The organism is Phaeodactylibacter xiamenensis, assembly GCF_965229835.1.
GTDB classification, from domain to species: Bacteria; Bacteroidota; Bacteroidia; order Chitinophagales; family Saprospiraceae; genus Phaeodactylibacter; species Phaeodactylibacter xiamenensis.
On record NZ_OZ245931.1, the window covers coordinates 5,399,049 to 5,416,689 of the forward strand.

17 protein-coding genes and 1 tRNA gene are annotated in these 17,641 nt (G+C 51.7%); 9 read left to right on the forward strand and 9 right to left on the reverse strand.

Annotated elements, in window-relative coordinates:
* Positions 1-141 precede the first annotated feature (141 nt).
* From ACO08I_RS20505 to prfA, 3 genes are all read right to left on the reverse strand, one after another.
* A complete protein-coding gene (locus tag ACO08I_RS20505; RefSeq protein ID WP_421946935.1) occupies positions 142-696 on the reverse strand; it encodes a hypothetical protein in 555 nt (184 codons plus the stop codon).
* 624 nt (positions 697-1,320) lie between these two features.
* Positions 1,321-2,376, reverse strand: coding sequence for an Rpn family recombination-promoting nuclease/putative transposase (locus ACO08I_RS20510; protein WP_421946936.1), 1,056 nt, complete (start codon positions 2,374-2,376; stop codon positions 1,321-1,323).
* Positions 2,377-2,457: 81 nt separating this feature from the next.
* On the reverse strand, positions 2,458-3,534 hold the full coding sequence (gene prfA, locus ACO08I_RS20515; RefSeq protein WP_282783577.1) for a peptide chain release factor 1: 1,077 nt from the start codon (positions 3,532-3,534) through the stop codon (positions 2,458-2,460).
* Positions 3,535-3,699: 165 nt separating this feature from the next.
* On the opposite strand from prfA, the gene tsaB reads away from it, so the two are divergent.
* Positions 3,700-4,434, forward strand: a complete 735-nt coding sequence (gene tsaB, locus ACO08I_RS20520; RefSeq protein WP_282783579.1) for a tRNA (adenosine(37)-N6)-threonylcarbamoyltransferase complex dimerization subunit type 1 TsaB — start codon at positions 3,700-3,702, stop codon at positions 4,432-4,434.
* Position 4,435: 1 nt separating this feature from the next.
* Here tsaB and ACO08I_RS20525 read toward each other — a convergent pair whose 3' ends face one another.
* On the reverse strand, positions 4,436-6,049 hold the full coding sequence (locus ACO08I_RS20525; protein WP_282783581.1) for a T9SS type A sorting domain-containing protein: 1,614 nt from the start codon (positions 6,047-6,049) through the stop codon (positions 4,436-4,438).
* A 106-nt stretch (positions 6,050-6,155) separates the two neighbouring features.
* Between ACO08I_RS20525 and ACO08I_RS20530 the strand changes: the two genes are divergently transcribed.
* The 7 genes from ACO08I_RS20530 to ACO08I_RS20560 all read left to right on the forward strand — a co-directional run bounded on the left by ACO08I_RS20530 (position 6,156) and on the right by ACO08I_RS20560 (position 10,965).
* Complete coding sequence (locus ACO08I_RS20530; protein WP_282783583.1) at positions 6,156-7,184, forward strand: tetratricopeptide repeat protein; 1,029 nt, start codon at positions 6,156-6,158, stop codon at positions 7,182-7,184.
* 163 nt (positions 7,185-7,347) lie between these two features.
* On the forward strand, positions 7,348-8,142 hold the full coding sequence (locus ACO08I_RS20535; protein ID WP_282783585.1) for a TatD family hydrolase: 795 nt from the start codon (positions 7,348-7,350) through the stop codon (positions 8,140-8,142).
* Between the two features lie 147 nt (positions 8,143-8,289).
* Positions 8,290-8,377: transfer RNA gene (locus tag ACO08I_RS20540), tRNA-Ser, on the forward strand.
* 107 nt (positions 8,378-8,484) lie between these two features.
* Positions 8,485-9,324 (forward strand): MotA/TolQ/ExbB proton channel family protein, encoded by an 840-nt coding sequence (locus ACO08I_RS20545; RefSeq protein ID WP_044216582.1) that lies wholly within the window; start codon positions 8,485-8,487, stop codon positions 9,322-9,324.
* A gap of 15 nt (positions 9,325-9,339) precedes the next feature.
* Positions 9,340-9,825 carry a hypothetical protein gene (locus ACO08I_RS20550; protein WP_044216581.1) on the forward strand — a complete coding sequence of 162 codons (486 nt, stop codon included), beginning with the start codon at positions 9,340-9,342 and terminating at the stop codon, positions 9,823-9,825.
* Between the two features lie 9 nt (positions 9,826-9,834).
* Complete coding sequence (locus ACO08I_RS20555; RefSeq protein ID WP_044216580.1) at positions 9,835-10,389, forward strand: ExbD/TolR family protein; 555 nt, start codon at positions 9,835-9,837, stop codon at positions 10,387-10,389.
* 99 nt (positions 10,390-10,488) lie between these two features.
* On the forward strand, positions 10,489-10,965 hold the full coding sequence (locus ACO08I_RS20560; protein ID WP_044216579.1) for an ExbD/TolR family protein: 477 nt from the start codon (positions 10,489-10,491) through the stop codon (positions 10,963-10,965).
* 312 nt (positions 10,966-11,277) lie between these two features.
* Here ACO08I_RS20560 and ACO08I_RS20565 read toward each other — a convergent pair whose 3' ends face one another.
* Positions 11,278-11,718 (reverse strand): DUF4293 domain-containing protein, encoded by a 441-nt coding sequence (locus tag ACO08I_RS20565; RefSeq protein WP_044216578.1) that lies wholly within the window; start codon positions 11,716-11,718, stop codon positions 11,278-11,280.
* A gap of 95 nt (positions 11,719-11,813) precedes the next feature.
* On the opposite strand from ACO08I_RS20565, the gene ACO08I_RS20570 reads away from it, so the two are divergent.
* Positions 11,814-12,971 (forward strand): NAD(P)/FAD-dependent oxidoreductase, encoded by a 1,158-nt coding sequence (locus tag ACO08I_RS20570; protein ID WP_421946937.1) that lies wholly within the window; start codon positions 11,814-11,816, stop codon positions 12,969-12,971.
* On the opposite strand, the gene pbpC is transcribed toward ACO08I_RS20570, so the two are convergent.
* From pbpC to ACO08I_RS20590, 4 genes are read right to left on the reverse strand one after another with little or no spacing between them, the layout of a single operon-like run.
* The gene (pbpC, locus tag ACO08I_RS20575; protein ID WP_421946938.1) at positions 12,972-15,293 is read right to left on the reverse strand and encodes a penicillin-binding protein 1C; all 2,322 of its coding nucleotides are present in this window, start codon (positions 15,291-15,293) and stop codon (positions 12,972-12,974) included. It lies immediately after the preceding gene.
* 25 nt (positions 15,294-15,318) lie between these two features.
* Positions 15,319-15,774 carry a hypothetical protein gene (locus ACO08I_RS20580; protein WP_282783595.1) on the reverse strand — a complete coding sequence of 152 codons (456 nt, stop codon included), beginning with the start codon at positions 15,772-15,774 and terminating at the stop codon, positions 15,319-15,321.
* A 56-nt stretch (positions 15,775-15,830) separates the two neighbouring features.
* A complete protein-coding gene (locus ACO08I_RS20585) occupies positions 15,831-16,562 on the reverse strand; it encodes a YqjF family protein (protein WP_282783598.1) in 732 nt (243 codons plus the stop codon).
* 34 nt (positions 16,563-16,596) lie between these two features.
* Positions 16,597-17,622, reverse strand: a complete 1,026-nt coding sequence (locus tag ACO08I_RS20590) for a hypothetical protein (RefSeq protein WP_421946939.1) — start codon at positions 17,620-17,622, stop codon at positions 16,597-16,599.
* Positions 17,623-17,641: the final 19 nt, after the last annotated feature.

Below are 17,641 nucleotides of genomic sequence, written 5' to 3' on the forward strand. Positions count from 1 at the left end.
AGCGGTTATACCGACGACGAAGTAATTTGGTTCCAAACATGACTTCGTGTCGGCATATACGCGTGCGTCGGGTTTGTGCCTTAGGCCCAAACCTCTCCGTTCCGAGTATAGTCGCATGTGATATTGGTTGAAATAGGTTAATTAATTGGCCCAATCGTAGTCGAATCGGCCATCGGTGATAAAAAGCGTATCGCCGCATCCCTCATGCACCAAGGTGCACTGAAAGGTGCCGGAGACAATTAATTCCTGAGTGTCGAGGTTGAGAATTTCTACCCAATTGTTAGCATCTTCTAATAAGCTATACCTATCAGGCCACATATCCAAACAGGCAAGGTCATGGTTACTATATGATGCATGATGCAGTTCATAAATCCCCGCACTGTCAACGTATGCAGTAATATAAACCGAATCATCAAAGCCCTCACAGCTTCGTCTCATCCCAGAAATCTGAAAAATCTTATAATTCGGAGACCAGTTACCAAGTATACTACTCTGAAGGAACCCGCCCCCACAGCGCTGCCAGTTCACCCCATTGATTTTGCAGGCGAAGGTGCCTTCTCCGGTGGTGGTGATGGGCGGCAGCTCATTGGGCTGTGCGATGGAACCTCTGTCGGGCTTGAAGAGTGGCTTGTCGCACCCGCCCCACAGCAGGGGCACGGCGAGCAGCCAGGTGAGGAGTAGGAATTTGTTTTTCATAGGTGAAGGTTTTTATGTGTTAAAAAATAGGAATTGACTTGGATCCACCCCCGCCTTTCGGGCACCCCGTGTCACGGCACTATAGCCAGTTGCGCTGTCGGAAGCGCCCGGCGGAGCATAGCACAGACATGGGATTCAGCTACCGGCTGTCCCGGGCATATCTGTTTAATGCCAATACTAATGGTACTGCTATTGCTCAAGGCTTTAGCAGGGCGGTTATGTTTTTTGTTCAAGTAAGTGTGGCGGTCACACAGGGAGCGCTGGTTTTGTTGCTGCGCGCAGTGATTCGTGCAATGGATTGGTAATATACGACTTGGCCGTGGTAATGTCAAGGTTGCAGCGTTAAAACATTGTTGTTTTGGGCTTGTGGTGAGGGGTAGATAGAGCGTTGGCCCTGGCTTGGTTGTACATGCGACTTCTACGAAGTCGGGCTGCCATAGGGGCCCTGAGAGACTAGGATGTGACTTCTACGAAGTCGTTTGTCCGTTTTGTCCGGCTCATTAGGCAGGCTACACTTCCTTTGAGTAGCTGAAGGTGTCTGCGCCAGACTCCGGAGGAGGCGCTATAGGTTGTGCTATAAGATTGGGTGTAGAAGATGCGTTGGCAAAGCTTTTCTTCAACGCTTTATCCATCCACCAACTGGCCGATCAGCCTGTGCAGTTTATCCTCCTCTTCGCCGCTCAGGGGGATATCTGTAAGCAAGTCTTCGCGAACGTATTTATTCAATGAGGCGGCATCTCCCTCTGATTGGACAGACAGAAAAGTGGTCACCACCTCCAGGCTCAGCTCTGTGAAGTCTGATAATTTCGCGGCAGTCCAGTCTGGGAAATGTACCGCAGTTTTGAGCAGGTTGAAAATGCTATTTTTGTATGCCCCCCTGTCCATGCCTTTCTCTAATCCTTCTTTTCGGCCTCTCTCCAAAATTTGCTCCAAAGTACTCATGACTTCTGGTTTTATCGTGAATGTTGTGTCTTGGATCTGCTTTAAGAACTCTTCTTCCGAACGCTCTGCCACCCCCAGGATGTAGGTTGTCACTGCGCTGACTTTTTCTTTCCCGTCCGTCCCTTCAAAGATAAGCTGAAGGTACTTGAATATCAAGTGCTGCCGGTGGCGGAAAGCCATAGTCATCAGTACGCTGCGGAAATAGCTCAGGTCGAGCCGCAATAGCTCCTCCGGGCTAAGGCGCGTAGCATCCTGAAATAAAAAACGGAAATTAGGGATATAGGGTTCCAAAACAGCGTAATGCGGATGCCCCTGAAATAGCTCGCTCAGCGTTTGCGGTATCCATTTTTCCTTACCGTTATAAAAAATGAGGGGAAGCACGGGCTCCAATTCCCGGCCTTGCTTTTTCACCATGCTGGACAGGAGCTCCATGATGTATGAGCCGACCTGCACAGTAATGTACTTATCGGGCTTGGACTTATGCTCAAATAGCAAACAGAAATAGAAGTGGTCATCTGCCTCTCTCTGAAACCGGCAGCGGTAAATGACGTCCGCCTCGAACCGCTTCAGGTTGGGGCGCAGACTGACACTGTTTTCCAGCTTCAAGCTTGCAAGATCTGCAATAGCTGCAATATTAGGATAGAAATGCTGAAGATAAGCTTTGACCACCTCCGGGTCGCTCATAGCCGACTTAAAGAAACGGTCGTCCGGCTGATGGACATTTAGATTTTGGGGCATGGTACAGAGATTACGTCTGCCCCAAAAATACAAAATTTGTTTAAATAAAATAGATTTTAACTCAAAATGTATTTAATTGATTTATGCATCCGCCCCTTCCTTCATGCGCTCGGCATTTTCCGTCACCTTCAGCTGCTCGATGATGGGGTCGAGGTCGCCCTCAATGATGGTCTGCAGTGGGAAGTTCTTGTGCTCCCCTTCGAGGCGGTGGTCGGTGACGCGGTTTTGCGGGTAGTTGTAGGTACGGATTTTACCCGCCCGGTCGCCCGAGCCAACGAGAGATTTCCGCTTGGCGGCCTGCTCTGATTCGTACTCCTGCCGGCGGACTTCCATAATCTTTACATACAGGCGGTTCAGGGCAATTTCGCGGTTCTTGATCTGCGAGCGCCCGTCCTGGCTTTCCGAGACAATACCGGTAGGCAAGTGGGTAATCCGTACTGCAGATTCTGTCTTGTTGACGTGCTGCCCGCCCGCGCCACTGGACCGGTAGGTGTCGATTTTCAGGTCGGCTTTGTTGATGTCTACATCTTCCATTTCCAGCTTGGGCATCACGACCACAGTGGCCGCAGAAGTATGTACCCGGCCCTGAGACTCTGTTTGGGGAATGCGCTGTACCCGGTGGGCACCGGATTCGAACTTCAGCAAACCGTACACATCTTCTCCGCTGACTTCCAGGACGATTTTGTTGTAGCCGCCCACGGTACCTTCGTTAACACTAACGGTTTCTGTCTTGAGCCCTTTGGTGTCAAAATAACGGGAATACATACGGTAGAGATCGCCGGCAAACAGGCTGGCTTCGTCCCCCCCGGTACCGGAGCGGATCTCGAAGATCACATCCTTGGTGTCTTCCGGGTCTTTTGGGATGAGGAGCATTTTGATTTTCTCTTCCATTTCTTCCCTTTGTGGCAGGAGCTCTTCCAGCTCCATCTTAGCCATTTCCCGCATTTCGCTATCTTCTTCTTTGATCATTTCCTGGGCGGTATCGATATTGCCGAGCAACTCCGCATAGGCGTCGTGGGCTTCCACGATGGGCTTGAGGTCTTTATATTCCTTACCGATTTTGGTGTAGCGGTCCATATCGGAAATGACGTCCGGGTCGGCCATCTGTTCTTCCAGGTAGAGGTAACGGTCTTTTATGGCTTCGAGCTTATCCAGCATGATTCTTGTCGTTTGTTAAAGAGGGTGGAAAAGAAAAAAAGGAGAGGGGGTAGTGCGGTACACTACGCTACATGAACTGATACGGAATGCTGTTGATGAGGTTCATTCTGCTTCAATTTGGACGGCAAAGTTAACACCTGTACCGCACAGAGAAAACAAAAAGGAGTGGAATTTAAGTTCCCAGCCCGGGCTTTCTTACTTTTGCACCTCAATATGGCTAGAATACTCCACATAGAAACGGCGACAGATATCTGCTCTATTGCAGTCAGCGATGGGTTGCAATTGCTCAGCATACAAACGGCAGATGGTGTACGGCAGCACGCGGCGCAGATTACCCTCCTGATCCAATCGGTGCTCGGACAGGCCCGCTTCTCCCTGTCAGAATTGGATGCGGTTAGTGTGAGCAGCGGGCCGGGGTCCTATACATCCCTGCGTGTAGGTACTTCAACTGCCAAAGGCATCTGCTACACGCTGGATAAGCCTCTGATTGCGGTAGACACTTTGCAGTCCCTCGCCCTGGCCAGTCTGAACGCGGAGCGGGAAGAAGGGCTCTATCTGCCCATGATTGATGCCCGCCGTATGGAGGTCTACACCGCTCGCTTTGATGCCACCAATGAACGGCTCACTGAAGCCGCCCCTCTTATCGTGGCAGCGGAGACCTTTCAGGAGGAGCTGGACAATGGCATCCCATTGATCCTTTCCGGTAACGGGGCAGAAAAATGCAAAAAGGTACTCCCGGCATCAGGGGTCATCTACAGCCCGGTGGTTTGTTCGGCTGCACACTTGATCCCACTTGCCTTACAGCGGTACGAAGCTGAACAGTTTGAAGATGTGGCCTACTACAGGCCTTTCTACCTCAAACCGCCGAATGTCACCAAGTCGAAAAAGAAATTGCTTTAACTTACTGCTTTAGTACCCTTAACGTGCGGACTGCCCCAAGTTCATTTTTTACCCGCAGTACATACCAGCCTTCCGGCAAACCGAAGAGGTCGACCGGTCTGTTTGCGGAAGCGGAGGGCTGAACACACTGCCCCATGGCGTTGAAGATGGAAACCGTAGCCTCTATAGGGATATTTGTCAACTGTACCTCGCCTTTCGTAGGGTTGGGGAATGCCACGATCGGGGTGGCCTCCGCTTCTGCGTCCATTGGGATCGGAGATAAAAGGTCGCTCAGCCGACCCCAGAATCCACTATTAGGGCCATCGCTCGGGATCGTTTCACCGTTGAAAGCGCCTGTATTTCCAAAACTGCCGCCGGCATATAATTGCTGATCATCGGAGAAAGCCAGGCACTCGATCAGGCCAAAGTCACTGGTAGGCAGTGTACGCAGCCACCGGGCATCGCCATCAGGTGTAAAGGCGGCAATCAGCCCCCAGATGATGCCGTCCTCGCCCACGTCAGCACTCAGCCCATCCCAGCCAATACTGCCCTGAAAGCCACCACCAATGACCACGAAGTCGCGTTGTACCGCAATACTTAGTCCGTCCTGCACATCGGGGCCGCCGAGGGCCCTGCCCCAGAGTGGTGTGCCATCAGCACTGTATTTGACCAGGAAGCAGTCGTCGTTGCCATTGCTACTTTCGATGCTGATCTCCTCAGACAGGTTCATGACGCCGATAATGTTGCCGGTAGCGTAGAGGTTTCCGGCCGTGTCAATGGCAATGTCCTGAAGGTTGTCGTCGATTACGCCCCCCAGGTCACGTGCCCAGAGCGGTATGCCGGTAGGGGAGAAGGCTGCGAGAAACACATCCTGATTGAAAAAGCCGGCATCGAGCGTAGTTCCGGCCAGTTCAGAAACGCCATTGAAATTACCGCCTACGCCGATTTGGCCTTCCGGGCCGACCGCCATAGCCGTGATGCGCAGGTCATCTGCTCCGCCAGCCTGACTTACCCAACGCAGGTGGCCATCGGGAGCATAGGCCGCAACAAAAAGAGAGGTGCTGCCCGGTTCGGCTTCGGTCACAAGCGTGCTGTCTCCAAGCTCCAGCGTATTTCTGAAAAAACCTGCGATGACGATTGAGCTGTCGGGCAGGACTCCCACATCGGCGATGTCTTTCAGCCCGTCACCACTCAGGCGCTTTGCCCAAACCAGATGGCCTTGTGGTGTGAACCTAGCCACAAATAAGGATCGCACGCTGCTACCGGTAGTAAGGATCGTATCGCCTAGCGGGAGGTTGAACCAGTAGCTGCCGGCTATTGCGATATCGCCATTCGGGAGTTCGGCCAGCCCACTTACCGTTTCGTTTTCCTGATCGCCGCCTTCCAGAAACCAGTTCAGATCGCCATTTGCATCGTAACCTGCCAAAAACAGGTCTGCTTTTCCGGAGCTTGGTGTGCCATCCGGGAAAGCAGAAGAGCCAAAGTAAGTCCCGGCGATGATAGTCTCCCCGTTCTGCAGGGGCAGCAGGGCGTCCACGGACTCAAAGTTGTCCCCATCCACAGTCCGGAGCAGGGGCCAGGTTTGGGAAAAGGCCAGCACCGGGCCAAACAGAAGGAGAAGGCAGAGCGTTTTCATGCGGAATGAAGTTTTCGTGACAACTGCGGATGCACCATCCGTTCTTGAAGAACCGGTAAAATAACTAACTTCGCGCATCTTAATTGTAATCAACGTTACATACTCTATGAAAGCTAAATTGTTTTTCCCCTTTCTCACACTGTTGGCAGCGCTGGCGATAAACGCCTGTGGCGGCAGCTCACAAGAGCAGGGCCAAAGTGGTGAGCCTGAGCTCGGGCAGACGGGCAACCCGACGATCGATGGCCTGACGCAGGCGATCGCTGCTGATCAGACTGACCCCGGGCTATATGTGCAGCGGGGCGATGTGTTTTATGAAAACCGCGGCTACGATGAAGCCATCCGCGACTATACCAAAGCCATTCAGCTGGACACCACGCAGCCCGTTTACTACCACAAGCTGGCGGATGCTTACCTGGACTATTTCAAGTCACGTCAGGCTGTTGAAATTCTTAAGCGTGCAGCAGAGCGCTTCCCGGAAGACATCCCCACACTGCTGAAGCTGAGCGAATACCACCTCATTCTTACTCAGTACGAAGAGTCCATGAAGGCCATCGACCGCGTGCTTAAGATTGACCCGCAGAATGCAGAAGCCTATTTTATGTTCGGGATGAACTTCGAGGAACGGCAGGATACGGTGCGTGCTATCAACAGTTATCAAAAGGCAGTGGAGCTCGATGCCAATATTATTGATGGCTGGATCAACCTGGGGCAGCTTTATGCCGGTTTGGGCGATCCGCTGGCTTTGCGTTATTTTGATAATGCCACCCGTATCGCACCAAACGATATCACTGCGCTGCATGCCAAAGCGGATTACCTGACTGCAACGAGTGATTTGGAAGGCGCCGTTGAATTGTACCGTAAGATCATTACGATTGACCCGCAGTACGATGAGGCTTACTTCAATTCAGGCCTTTTGTATCTTGATATGGACTCGGTGGCCAAAGCGGAGCAACAATTCGACCTGACCGTCAAAACATCGCCAACGCATATCCGGGCTTACTACTTCCGTGGCCTGAGCCGGGAAATGCAGGGTAAGGCTGCTGACGCTAAAGCGGACTACGAGCAGGCCCTGCGCATGGCACCTGACTATGAGCAGGCGCAGCAACGATTAGATGGGTTAAAGGAAGCAGGTTAGGCAAAGCTTCACAGGGGGGGGTAGTACGTAATGTAAATTACAGTCTGTTATACCATATATAATGTGTAGGCATCAGCCTTAAATAAATCTTCCTGCTTCCCACCAAAAAACCTTCATTTTGAATCTCTACCTTTGCAGCGTTGCCAGAACATAAAATGCATATATGAGGCTGATAGACACACATGCGCATTTATACTCCCGAAAATTTGATGCCGACCGGGCAGAGATGGTGGAGCGGGCCATGGAGAGCGGGGTTGACCGCTTTTTTCTACCTAATATAGACCATGCTTCTATTGAGGGTATGCTGAAGATGGAAGAAGACTATCCGGGGCAATGTTTTGCGATGATGGGCATTCACCCTTGTTCTATCAAAGAAAACTATAAGGAGGAACTGGCGGTAGTGGAAAAATGGCTTGGAGAGCGACCGTTCTGCGCGATTGGCGAAATAGGCATAGACCTGTACTGGGACAAAACCCATTTTCGTCAGCAGCAAGACGCTTTCCGTCAGCAAATCCAATGGGCGAAAGCCCTTGATATCCCGATTGTGATTCATTCCCGTGATGCTACGGCAGAAGTGCTGGAAATCCTGGACGAGCAAAAAGACGAGCGGCTTCGAGGGATTTTCCACTGTTTTACCGGTACGCTGGAAGAAGCCCGCCGCATTATTGATTTAGATTTTTATCTGGGCATTGGGGGCGTCGTGACATTTAAGAATGGTGGGTTAGATAAAGTGGTGCAAGAGATCAGCCTGGAGCACCTGGTACTGGAAACGGATGCGCCCTACCTGGCACCCGTGCCAAAGCGGGGGAAACGCAATGAAAGCGCGTATGTACGTTTGGTAGCGGAGAAGATCGCAGCTGTGCAGCAGGTGCCCTTTTCGGAGGTTGCCCGTCAGACCACTGCGAATGCAGAAGCCCTGTTTAGGGTAGAGGAACTTACGTCCCAGTCCCTGTTATAAATTTAGGGATAAAGCAGTTTGCATAAGCGCGAATTAGGATTTGTAATATCTTTTTACAATTTTTGTGTGCCTTGATATTGGCAAAAGACGCTTAATAATTATATTTGCTCGTGCGCCGCTGGTATAAGCGGCGATGGAATATTGAACGGAGAGGTGCTCGAGTGGCTGAAGAGGCACGCCTGGAAAGCGTGTATACTGTAACCCAGTATCGAGGGTTCGAATCCCTCTCTCTCCGCAAGCGCAATATCTGTAGCTGGGATTTCCGGAGCAGATTTTGTACGATTTCCAACTTTAACTGGTTTGACTAACTTTTAAAAAACAATCGAAAAAACCTTATTGACTATGCGAAAATTAATAGCACTGCTGCTGGTACTCGGCTTAGCAGTTTTCTCCGGGAATTTCGTGTATGCTCAGGATGGCGATACCGACACTACTGCAACTGAGCAAATGGAAGACACTACCACTGCTGCAGAGGCAGAGGTAGACCCCATCGAGCCTGAATCTCCTGCTGTTGATGCAGGTGAAGAAGAGGCTGGCGCTGAGCAGAGCGGCTATCAAGTGCTGAAGAAGTACTTCATCGATGGTGACTGGCGCTTTATGAGCTTCGTACTCGTGTGTCTGATCCTCGGTCTTGCGTTCTGTATTGAGCGTATCATCACACTGAACATCGCAACCACTAATACTGACAAGCTGCTCGCTCGTATTGATGAGCACCTGAAGTCTGGTGACGTACAGGGCGCAATGGAAGTATGCAAGTCCACTCAGGGACCAACAGCAAGTATCCTTTATGAGGGTCTTAAAAATGCTGATGACGGCGCTGAGGCAGTTGAAAAAGCTATCGTTTCTTACGGTAGTGTTCAGATGGGCTTGCTTGAGCGTGGTCTGGTTTGGATTTCTCTTTTCATCGCAATCGCACCGATGCTTGGCTTTATGGGTACGGTAATCGGTATGATTCAGGCATTCGACCGTATCGAAGCGGTAGGTGACCTTTCTCCTTCAGTAGTTGCTGGTGGTATTAAGGTAGCTCTTTTGACGACTGTATTCGGTCTGATCACTGCGATTATCCTGCAAATCTTTTACAACTATATCGTTTCCAAGATTGACGGTATCGTTAATAAGATGGAGGATGCATCTATCGCACTGGTAGACATCATGGCGTCAAATAACATTTTCAAGCAGTAAGAGAAACCAACTATTATGTATAAATTTCTAACCAAAAATGGTCAGACACTGGCCTTCGGTTTAGGAGTTCTGATAACCGTGATCTTCCTGATCTCTGTAGTTTCCAATATGGGTGAATTTACAGCGATGGCGGAAGAGAAGCAGATGGAAACCACCATCTTCGACTTTGGTCTGTACGGTGCCATGGCACTGGCTGTTATTGCAGCCGCCGCTATGGTCATCTTCGGTCTGGCTCAGGTCGTCACAAGCTTCAAAAGCTCTATGAAAGGGATTTTGGGCTTTGTTGCGCTGCTGGTTGTCTTCTTTGTCTCCTATTCCATGACGGACACAGACATAAGTCCATATATTCAGGGTGCCATCGACAAGTTCGAACAAGGTGGTGCTGAGTTCACCGAAGGGAACCTCAAATTCATCAGTGGCGGTATCTCCACAACTATCGTTTTGGTAGTAGTGGCAGCAGCAGCCTTCGTTGTGTCTGAGATTACTAACCTGTTCAAATAATAAGGCATTATGGCAAAAACGAGCACCAGAGATCGGATGAGTAATGAGATCAATGCAGGCTCAATGGCCGATATTGCCTTCCTGCTCCTGATCTTCTTCCTCGTCACGACAACTATCGTTGAGGACAAGGGGATTACAGTTAAACTACCACCCTGGTCAGAAGAGGAGCCTGATATTACCAAGCTGAAAAAGCGGAATGTCTTTTCGGTACTGGTTAATGCACAGGATCAGCTTTTGGTTCGTGGTGAGCCGGCACGCATTGAAGAACTACGTGGACGTGCGAAAGAGTTCATTAGCAATCCCAGCAAATTAGAGAATCTGGCTGAAAAGCCAACGAAAGCCATTATTTCACTCAAAAACGACCGGGGTACATCTTACGATGCCTACCTGACCGTTTATAACGAGTTGAAAGCAGCTTACTCTGAGCTGTGGGATGAGCTCAGTCAGCGCAGATACGGTGTTCCGTACAGCGAGGATATGCCCTTTGCGTATAAGAAAGCAATTCGGGAAGAGATACCTTTTGTACTCTCGGAAGCTGAACCAACAGCCTTCGGTGAGGAGTAGACGGTATGGGGATAGGTGCCAAGCTTGTCCCCCTAAGTCGAAAAACTGCCGCCCTATTTCTTTCACCCTTTGCCTTCGGGCAGTTAAAATTGATTAACTATGGCTAAGTTTTCTAAGAAGAGAGGAAAATCTAAACCAGAAGTTTCTACAGCTTCGCTCCCGGATATTATCTTCATGCTGCTTTTCTTCTTTATGGTGGTAACCGTACTGAGAGATGCAGAGCTGATGGTAAAGGTTTCTACGCCTTATGCATCGGAGCTGACAAAGCTGGAGGAAAAATCACTGGTTAACTACCTGTATATCGGCCGGCCAACGCAGAAGTACGAAAGCACTTATGGTACAAAGCCAAGGCTGCAGCTCGGCGATAAGTTCGCTACCATTTCTGATATCCCACTGTTTCTGGAAAAGCACAAAATCAAAGTGCCGGAAGCACGTCACGGTCAGATCACTTCTTCCCTCCGGGTGGATGGTGAAGTAACTATGGGTATCGTTACAGACGTTAAGACTCAGCTTCGTAAGTCGGGTCAGTTGAAAGTGAACTACTCCGCTAAAAAAGATCCGAACGCGAAACAATAGACTCTTTTATACGCAATACGAAGTGGTCACCTACTGGCGCTGATGGTCAGCATGGGGAACGATAAATGTCGGGTCGTTGATCCAGACATTCATCGTCTGGAATCTTGGATTTGCGACATCGGCCACTGACGAAGCGCAGCTTGTCAGGGCAAGCGCAAGCCATTTCCCAGCGTTTATGCCGACATCAAGTCGGTTGCTGTGGCAAACCACTTTATCGTCGGTATAATCTATTTCGTTTCCTCTATAAAAAAGCGCCTTTTACCGGATTATTCTCGGTGAAAGGCGCTTTGATTTTTTAAAAGGGATAGTACACTACCGTAAGCGGTCCATCGACTTAACAAGCTTGTCGTCTTTTTTGATAAACCGATAGGCCAGGAAGCAAAAAAACACCGCAATAATTGGAAACGTAGCTCCAAGGGCAAACTCAATCGCTGCCTTACCTGCTTCTGTCAGGTTTTGAGTGAGGTAGTAAAGGGCAAATACTAACCCGCCGATATTCAGGATGAGCGCAGAAAGGCTCACCTTAGACTGTAGTCCCCGGTTGCGGAATAGAAAAATGGCAATGATTGCTAACGCCCCGGCCAGGCCAAAAAGTACAGAAAGCCCCACCTGATCATTGACGTTATACAGGGCATCTCCAAAAATCATTGAGCTTTCAATCGCCTTTGGTGTTGTGGCAAAAGGGAGCCCAAACAGTCCCAGTGAAGCCCCTCCTGCCAAAAACAAGAAGATAGATTGAATTCTTTGAATCATAGTCTGTTTCGGTTGTTTAGCGCGAAGATAAGGATCATTTGAAAGACTCTCATCAGCAGGTTGTATATTAGCTGTCCGTCAAAAAGATTGATCAATTGCCACAACTCACTTCTTTACGTTATCAGCTCAGCTACTGGGAGCATGCCTCCTTCTTTTCGGATATTGATATCATCATCATTGGTGCTGGTATTGTAGGACTAAGCGCTGCGCTGCGCGCCCGGGAAAAAGCACCAAATGCCAAAATCCTCATACTGGAACGCGGGCCGTTGCCGGTGGGCGCAAGTACCCGTAATGCCGGGTTTGCTTGTTTTGGCAGTGTCTCAGAGCTGCTCGATGATATGACCGAAAGCCCGGAAGACGAGGTCTGGGCCTTGGTGGAGCGGCGCTGGAAAGGGCTGCAACGGCTTAGGGCACTCCTTGGTGACGCGGCTATCCGGTATGAGCCACTGGGTGGATTCGAGCTCTTCCGTGCGGAAGAAGCGGAACGGTACGAGACTTGTGCCGATCAAATCACTGCTTTCAATCAAAGACTAAAATCCATTACCGGGCTGGCAGAAACCTATCAAAGGACGCACGAAGCTGCTGCGGATTTTGGGCTAAAAGGCGTACGCTACCTGATCAAAAATCAGGCAGAAGGACAACTGCATACTGGCGAAATGGTCAGAGCATTACTCGAAAAGGCCCGGGCGGCTGACATTTTCATCTATACAGGCCTGGGTGTAGAAGCCGTGCACGATGCAGGCACAAAAGTGGAAGTGGAAACCACCCTGGGCTGGTCCGTCAGTGCCCGGCAGGTCCTGGTTTGCACCAATGGCTTTGCCCGGCAGCTATTACCTGATTTGAAAGTCCGGCCTGCCCGCAATCAGGTGTTGATCACAGAGCCTGTCAAAGTGCTGAAGATCCGGGGTGCCTTTCATTACGACCGGGGCTATTTTTACTTCCGTAATATTGACAACCGGATATTACTCGGAGGCGGCCGCAATCTCGATACCGAAGCCGAGGCGACCTCTGAATTCGGCACCACACCGCTCATCCGGTCTGCCTTGGTCCGTTTGCTGCGGGAGATTATCCTTCCCGGGCAGGACGTTGGAGTAGCTCATTGGTGGAGTGGGATACTGGGCGTTGGCCGCCGCAAACGGCCGGTCATCCGGCATCTTTCTGACCGCGTGGTGGCGGCAGTGCGCCTGGGGGGCATGGGGGTGGCCATTGGTACCCTTATTGGAGAGGAAGGAATCGATGAGTTGCTAAGGTAATTACTCCGGTTTCGCAATAATCTCAAAGTGCTGTTCCAGCCGGTGCCCCTCCTCATCTACGAGCGTCAGTAAATGCTTTCCGGGAGGCGGATCAAGCTCCATACTGTGAAACTGGGTAGTATGCCCAATGAAGGTCTCGTTCAGATGCCAGTAGATTTCCGTCTCAGGCTGCCGGTGCGCTACCGTGAATACTGTACGGGACCGGCTGCCATCCAGGTCGCGGGGGACAAGGATGCGGGTCGGATATTTCGGGTAGATCAGTTCCATAGGGCTATCCGCCAACTCACCGCAACCTTTGAGGTAAGGCGGGAGCGGTTTATGAGCAGGGTTGCGTCGGGCATAGTAATGAGCTTCGGTGGGGGGGAGGACGAACCAGGGGGCGGGCTGCATCAGCTCAGGCGGATAGCAATCTGCATTTACCCTGAATTGACCGCTCTCATCCAGGTGTATGACTTCATGAAAAGGGCAGGGCTGAAGTCCGGTTGCTGTTCGGGGAACTTGTATGGTATCCTTTGGGCAAACCGGTCCGGCCTGATAACCGCTTTCCCGGCAAATAACTGTTGGTTTGAGGTCGTCATAAGGCGTGAGGAACCAATCCCCCGACGCAGGCAGCAGCTTAAAAAGATCGAACAGTACCGGAGCTGCGGCTTTCACGCCTACCAGGCCGGGACGCCCTTCACCATCGGCATTTCCTGCCCAGACTCCTACCGCAAACCGGGGCGTTGCGCCAATGGCCCAGGCATCCCGAAATCCAAAACTGGTGCCGGTTTTCCAGGCAATCCGCCGGCTGGATTCAAAAACTTTCCACCCACCTTCACTGGCGGGGCGTTCCACCTGCTGCATCGCCTGAAAGGTCAGCCAGGCAGCACCGGCACTCATGGGTTGAGGGGCATCCTGCAGAGGCACTTGTGGATCAATAACGGGCAGGTAACGCGCAGGGCGGAAATCGGCCGGGCTGTACTGCCCATTGTAATCGTGGGTATGGCTAAGCATCCGGGCCATACTGGCATAGATACCTGTGATTTCCCAAAGGGATCCTTCCGCACCTCCTAATACAAGCGGGAGGCCATAGTGCCCCGGCGGATGTACCAGCGTCGTCATACCAATCTGCTCCAGGCGGTAGTGGAATTTCTCTAATCCATAGGCAGAGAGCAATTCCACCATCGGTACATTGAGGGAGCGGGCAAGGGCCCGCTCAGCGGCAACCACGCCATCAAAATCTTCATGATAATTTTCCGGCTGATACCCACTGAGCCGCATGGGGATATCAGAAAGCAGCCGCTGCGGGGTAATGAGCCCCTCCTGCAAGGCAAAGGCATACAAAAAAGGCTTGAGGATACTGCCTGTGCTTCTCGGTGCCGGGATAATATCCACCCACTCGTCGTGTACTGTTCCGGCACCAAGGACATTACCTACGTACGCCAGTACATCACCGGTCTCGACATCCAGGATCAGAGCTGCGAGATTGTGTATCTGATTGCCTGCCAGCTGCGCCTGATGTGCCTGCAGCAGTTGGGTAGTTTGCTGTTGTAACTGGGCGTCAAGGGTGGTTTGCAGGCGGCCGGATTGCCCGTTGTTCATCGCGCTACCTAAAAGGTGTGGAGCGTGTTGGGGTAGTGGCAGGGGGGCTTCCGGCAACGGTTCATCCAGTGCCAATTCCAGGGTCAGGGTGTCGAGATGGCCTGCTGCTCCCAATCGGGTGAGCAGGCGGTTGCGCTTTTGAAACAGGGCTTTCCGGTTGCGGCTGGGGTGTATGAGCCCGGGCTGATTGGGGAGTACGGCGAGCATAGCTGCCTCTGCCCAGGACAGCAGGGTGGGGGGCTTGCCAAAGTAGCGCCAGGAAGCGGCTTCAAGCCCAACTACATTTCCGCCAAAGGGGGCATGCGTAGCGTAGTGCCGGAGGATCTCGGACTTGGAAAACCGGAGCTCCAGACGGGTAGCGAGGAGCATCTCCTGAATTTTTCTCAAAAAAGTCCGGGGTGGATTGCCCTGCGCCATCCGGATGACCTGCATACTGAGTGTGGAGCCACCACTGACGATCCGTCCCGCACGCAGATTTTGCACGATAGCGCGCCCAAGGCCAGCCGGGTCAATACCCGGATGACTGTAGAACCGTTGGTCCTCAAAGGTAAGCAGTGCAGTCTCGAAGCGCTTAGGGATAGTATCCGGAGGAGGGAACCGCCACTGTTCGTCCGCGGCAATTCGGGCGCTGAGCAGTTGCCCGTTCCGGTCTTCCAAAACCACGCTCAGCGGCGCATCAAAGAGAGGCCGGGGCAGGCAAAAGGCATACCAAAGGAGGAAGATCAGACCTGCCAGAAGCAAGGCCCATTGTTTGAGGGATAGCTTTTTAGTCAACAACTTTCCAGCCGTCTTCATAACGCTCCAGCACATAGGCCTCGCTCAGCTTCTTCCGGGGATTGTTGGGGAACCATGCAAAAAGCGTAATACTCATGCGGTCACCCCGGAACGCTCCGCTGATATCAATAATGCCATGGTCTCTGGCTTCACTGGGCATAAAGCCTTCTTCACCGGGCTGTATGAGATGGACCTCAAAGTCCATCCCACCCAGGTCAGTATCCTGCAGTTGCTTAAACAAGCGGGTAAAGTGGGGCGGGTTCGTCATGGTAATGGCACTGTGGCGCAGGTAGACTTTCTCCTGATTGGTCCACTCTGCCTCAAGGACCTCCGCAATCTCCGGATATTCGAGTGTGGCCTGAATGCATTGGGCTAGGTCAGCCTTATCCTGGGCAACAGCCAGGAAGGGGAGGGCAAGGAGGGCGAGAATTGTAAGTGTAGCTTTCATCCGTTGTTTTGATTGTTAACGTTGGCAGTAGGGCTGCCGTATTTTTGAACCTGAAATTAAGTGTTTTTGTCCAGAATCAGACGCTGCCCGGCTTTTACGGCTACTGCTGAACCGATCGCGAGAAAAACCGAAGAGGGCCGTTCGGAGAGCGGGGCCGCAAAAGCATCACCGTAAAGGGCGGCCGCATCGCAATGAATATCATAACTGACTACAGGGCGGAGTTCCCAGGAAGGGTGCACGACTTGATATTCGGTCGTCCCCTTTGTGCCCCATCGGGCATAACCCCAGTAATGCTCTGCAATAAATTGCTCCTCGCTACCCTCTGACAAAGGCTGAGGTGCCCCCTGTGTCCTGACTTCCAAATGGTTCCAATGGCCAGCACGCCGCCACTCGTACCGGTAGCGCTGCTGCTTCGGGCCTTCTTCCCAAATATGCCGCATAGGCATAGCTGCATAACGCTCGCCGTACAACCCATTGGCCACCCAGGTGATAGCCCGCTTTGGAACAATTTCACTGACGAAGACCACGCCACGCTTCCACTCGCCTGCATCATTGTAACGGACATAAAACCGCAGGTTGACCTCTTCAAACCGTTGATGAAAAGGAATGGGCAGCCCAAGTACCCGGGTACGGTCAAATAAAAAGCCGACTAAACTGGCGTAACAGCGCCCATTCCAGGTGTCCAGCTCAGTACCAGGTGGGACATAGGGTTGGAGCAGGGTGGGGTCGACCAGGTAGTTGGCCATAATCAGGTTGCGCCAGTGGGCGGTGAGAAAGGTTCGTGCCATATTTTAAAAACGCTCTGGCTGCAAAACATGTTGCTTAGCGCTTAAGTACGGCCTCCATTTGTCTTAGCAGGGTTTCTCCCCCCTCCGACAGCGGGCGGGCAGCGTAGTTTTTTGGACCAGTTTTTCGCAAAACGAGCAGTACGAAGTTATCTGCCAGAATTTCGTCAGGATGGATAATGTACCCCGTATTATCGCCAATCTGCCCGAAAAAACCGGGCGCAGCTTCCGGTGGCACGCCGTTCGGCTGTACGGTGTAACCTATGTCTGTGGGCAGCAGCGGATACAGGCGAAAGTCGATATAATCAAAATAGCGTTTACCGGGATAGGGGCCAGCCGTATCTGCGGTGATGACGGAAATGTAGCGTTTGGCCTCCCCGGTACTGTCAGGCAGCTCAATAGCATAGTTATGGTCAATGCCATCGGGGTTAAGCAGGCGCCGTTTCAGCAGCGGGGCGGGGAAGTGCAGCGGGGCGTCGAGTTTTTGATAACCGATCAACGCGTATAATTCGGTACGTAAAGCCGGATTATAGCGGGAGATAATGTGGAACAACTCATGCAGTACGACCGGGAGTAGGGCCTGGTTGCCCTCGTACAGCTCATTTTTGGGTATGAAAATGGCGCGTTCGCGGGTAAAGTAGACGGAGGGGCCGAAGATGTCGGTTTCCATCTTGCCCAGGAGCACTGTATCGGGCAACAAAGCAGGGTTGAGCGAATCACAGAAGGCGTAAGCTTGCTCGAAGGTGGCTTTTAGCAGTGCCCGGTCTGTAGTCTTTAGGGGCATCGCCTGCCTGGCCAGGAAGCTTTTGTAGTTTTGTCGGAGTACAGGCGCTGCAATCGTGCTATCTAGGGAGATACCCATTTGCAGCCGGATATCAAGGGTACTGATTTTTTCGAAAAAGCCTTCTTTTTTATCCGTTTGAAGCTGCTGAGCGGACTGAATGCTATCCAGCAGGCGCACCACTTTGCCGGGAGAGGGCTCAAAAGTACTTTCCGCCTCGGGCACCGGTTGACAACTCAGGAGCAGCAACCCCGGCATGAAGATGGCCCACCAGTAATTCATAAAATGACAGCTCATTATG

Excerpts from the sequence above, each read along its gene's own strand:
- ACO08I_RS20590 (WP_421946939.1), bottom strand. The coding sequence starts at position 17,622 with ATGAATTACTGGTGGGCCATCTTCATGCCGGGGTTGCTGCTCCTGAGT.
- ACO08I_RS20535 (WP_282783585.1), top strand. The coding sequence starts at position 7,348 with ATGAGGCTGATAGACACACATGCGCATTTATACTCCCGAAAATTTGAT.
- ACO08I_RS20565 (WP_044216578.1), bottom strand. The coding sequence starts at position 11,718 with ATGATTCAAAGAATTCAATCTATCTTCTTGTTTTTGGCAGGAGGGGCT.
- ACO08I_RS20550 (WP_044216581.1), top strand. The coding sequence starts at position 9,340 with ATGTATAAATTTCTAACCAAAAATGGTCAGACACTGGCCTTCGGTTTA.
- ACO08I_RS20585 (WP_282783598.1), bottom strand. The coding sequence starts at position 16,562 with ATGGCACGAACCTTTCTCACCGCCCACTGGCGCAACCTGATTATGGCC.
- ACO08I_RS20560 (WP_044216579.1), top strand. The coding sequence starts at position 10,489 with ATGGCTAAGTTTTCTAAGAAGAGAGGAAAATCTAAACCAGAAGTTTCT.
- ACO08I_RS20510 (WP_421946936.1), bottom strand. The coding sequence starts at position 2,376 with ATGCCCCAAAATCTAAATGTCCATCAGCCGGACGACCGTTTCTTTAAG.
- prfA (WP_282783577.1), bottom strand. The coding sequence starts at position 3,534 with ATGCTGGATAAGCTCGAAGCCATAAAAGACCGTTACCTCTACCTGGAA.
- ACO08I_RS20555 (WP_044216580.1), top strand. The coding sequence starts at position 9,835 with ATGGCAAAAACGAGCACCAGAGATCGGATGAGTAATGAGATCAATGCA.
- ACO08I_RS20505 (WP_421946935.1), bottom strand. The coding sequence starts at position 696 with ATGAAAAACAAATTCCTACTCCTCACCTGGCTGCTCGCCGTGCCCCTG.
- ACO08I_RS20545 (WP_044216582.1), top strand. The coding sequence starts at position 8,485 with ATGCGAAAATTAATAGCACTGCTGCTGGTACTCGGCTTAGCAGTTTTC.
- ACO08I_RS20580 (WP_282783595.1), bottom strand. The coding sequence starts at position 15,774 with ATGAAAGCTACACTTACAATTCTCGCCCTCCTTGCCCTCCCCTTCCTG.
- ACO08I_RS20525 (WP_282783581.1), bottom strand. The coding sequence starts at position 6,049 with ATGAAAACGCTCTGCCTTCTCCTTCTGTTTGGCCCGGTGCTGGCCTTT.
- ACO08I_RS20530 (WP_282783583.1), top strand. The coding sequence starts at position 6,156 with ATGAAAGCTAAATTGTTTTTCCCCTTTCTCACACTGTTGGCAGCGCTG.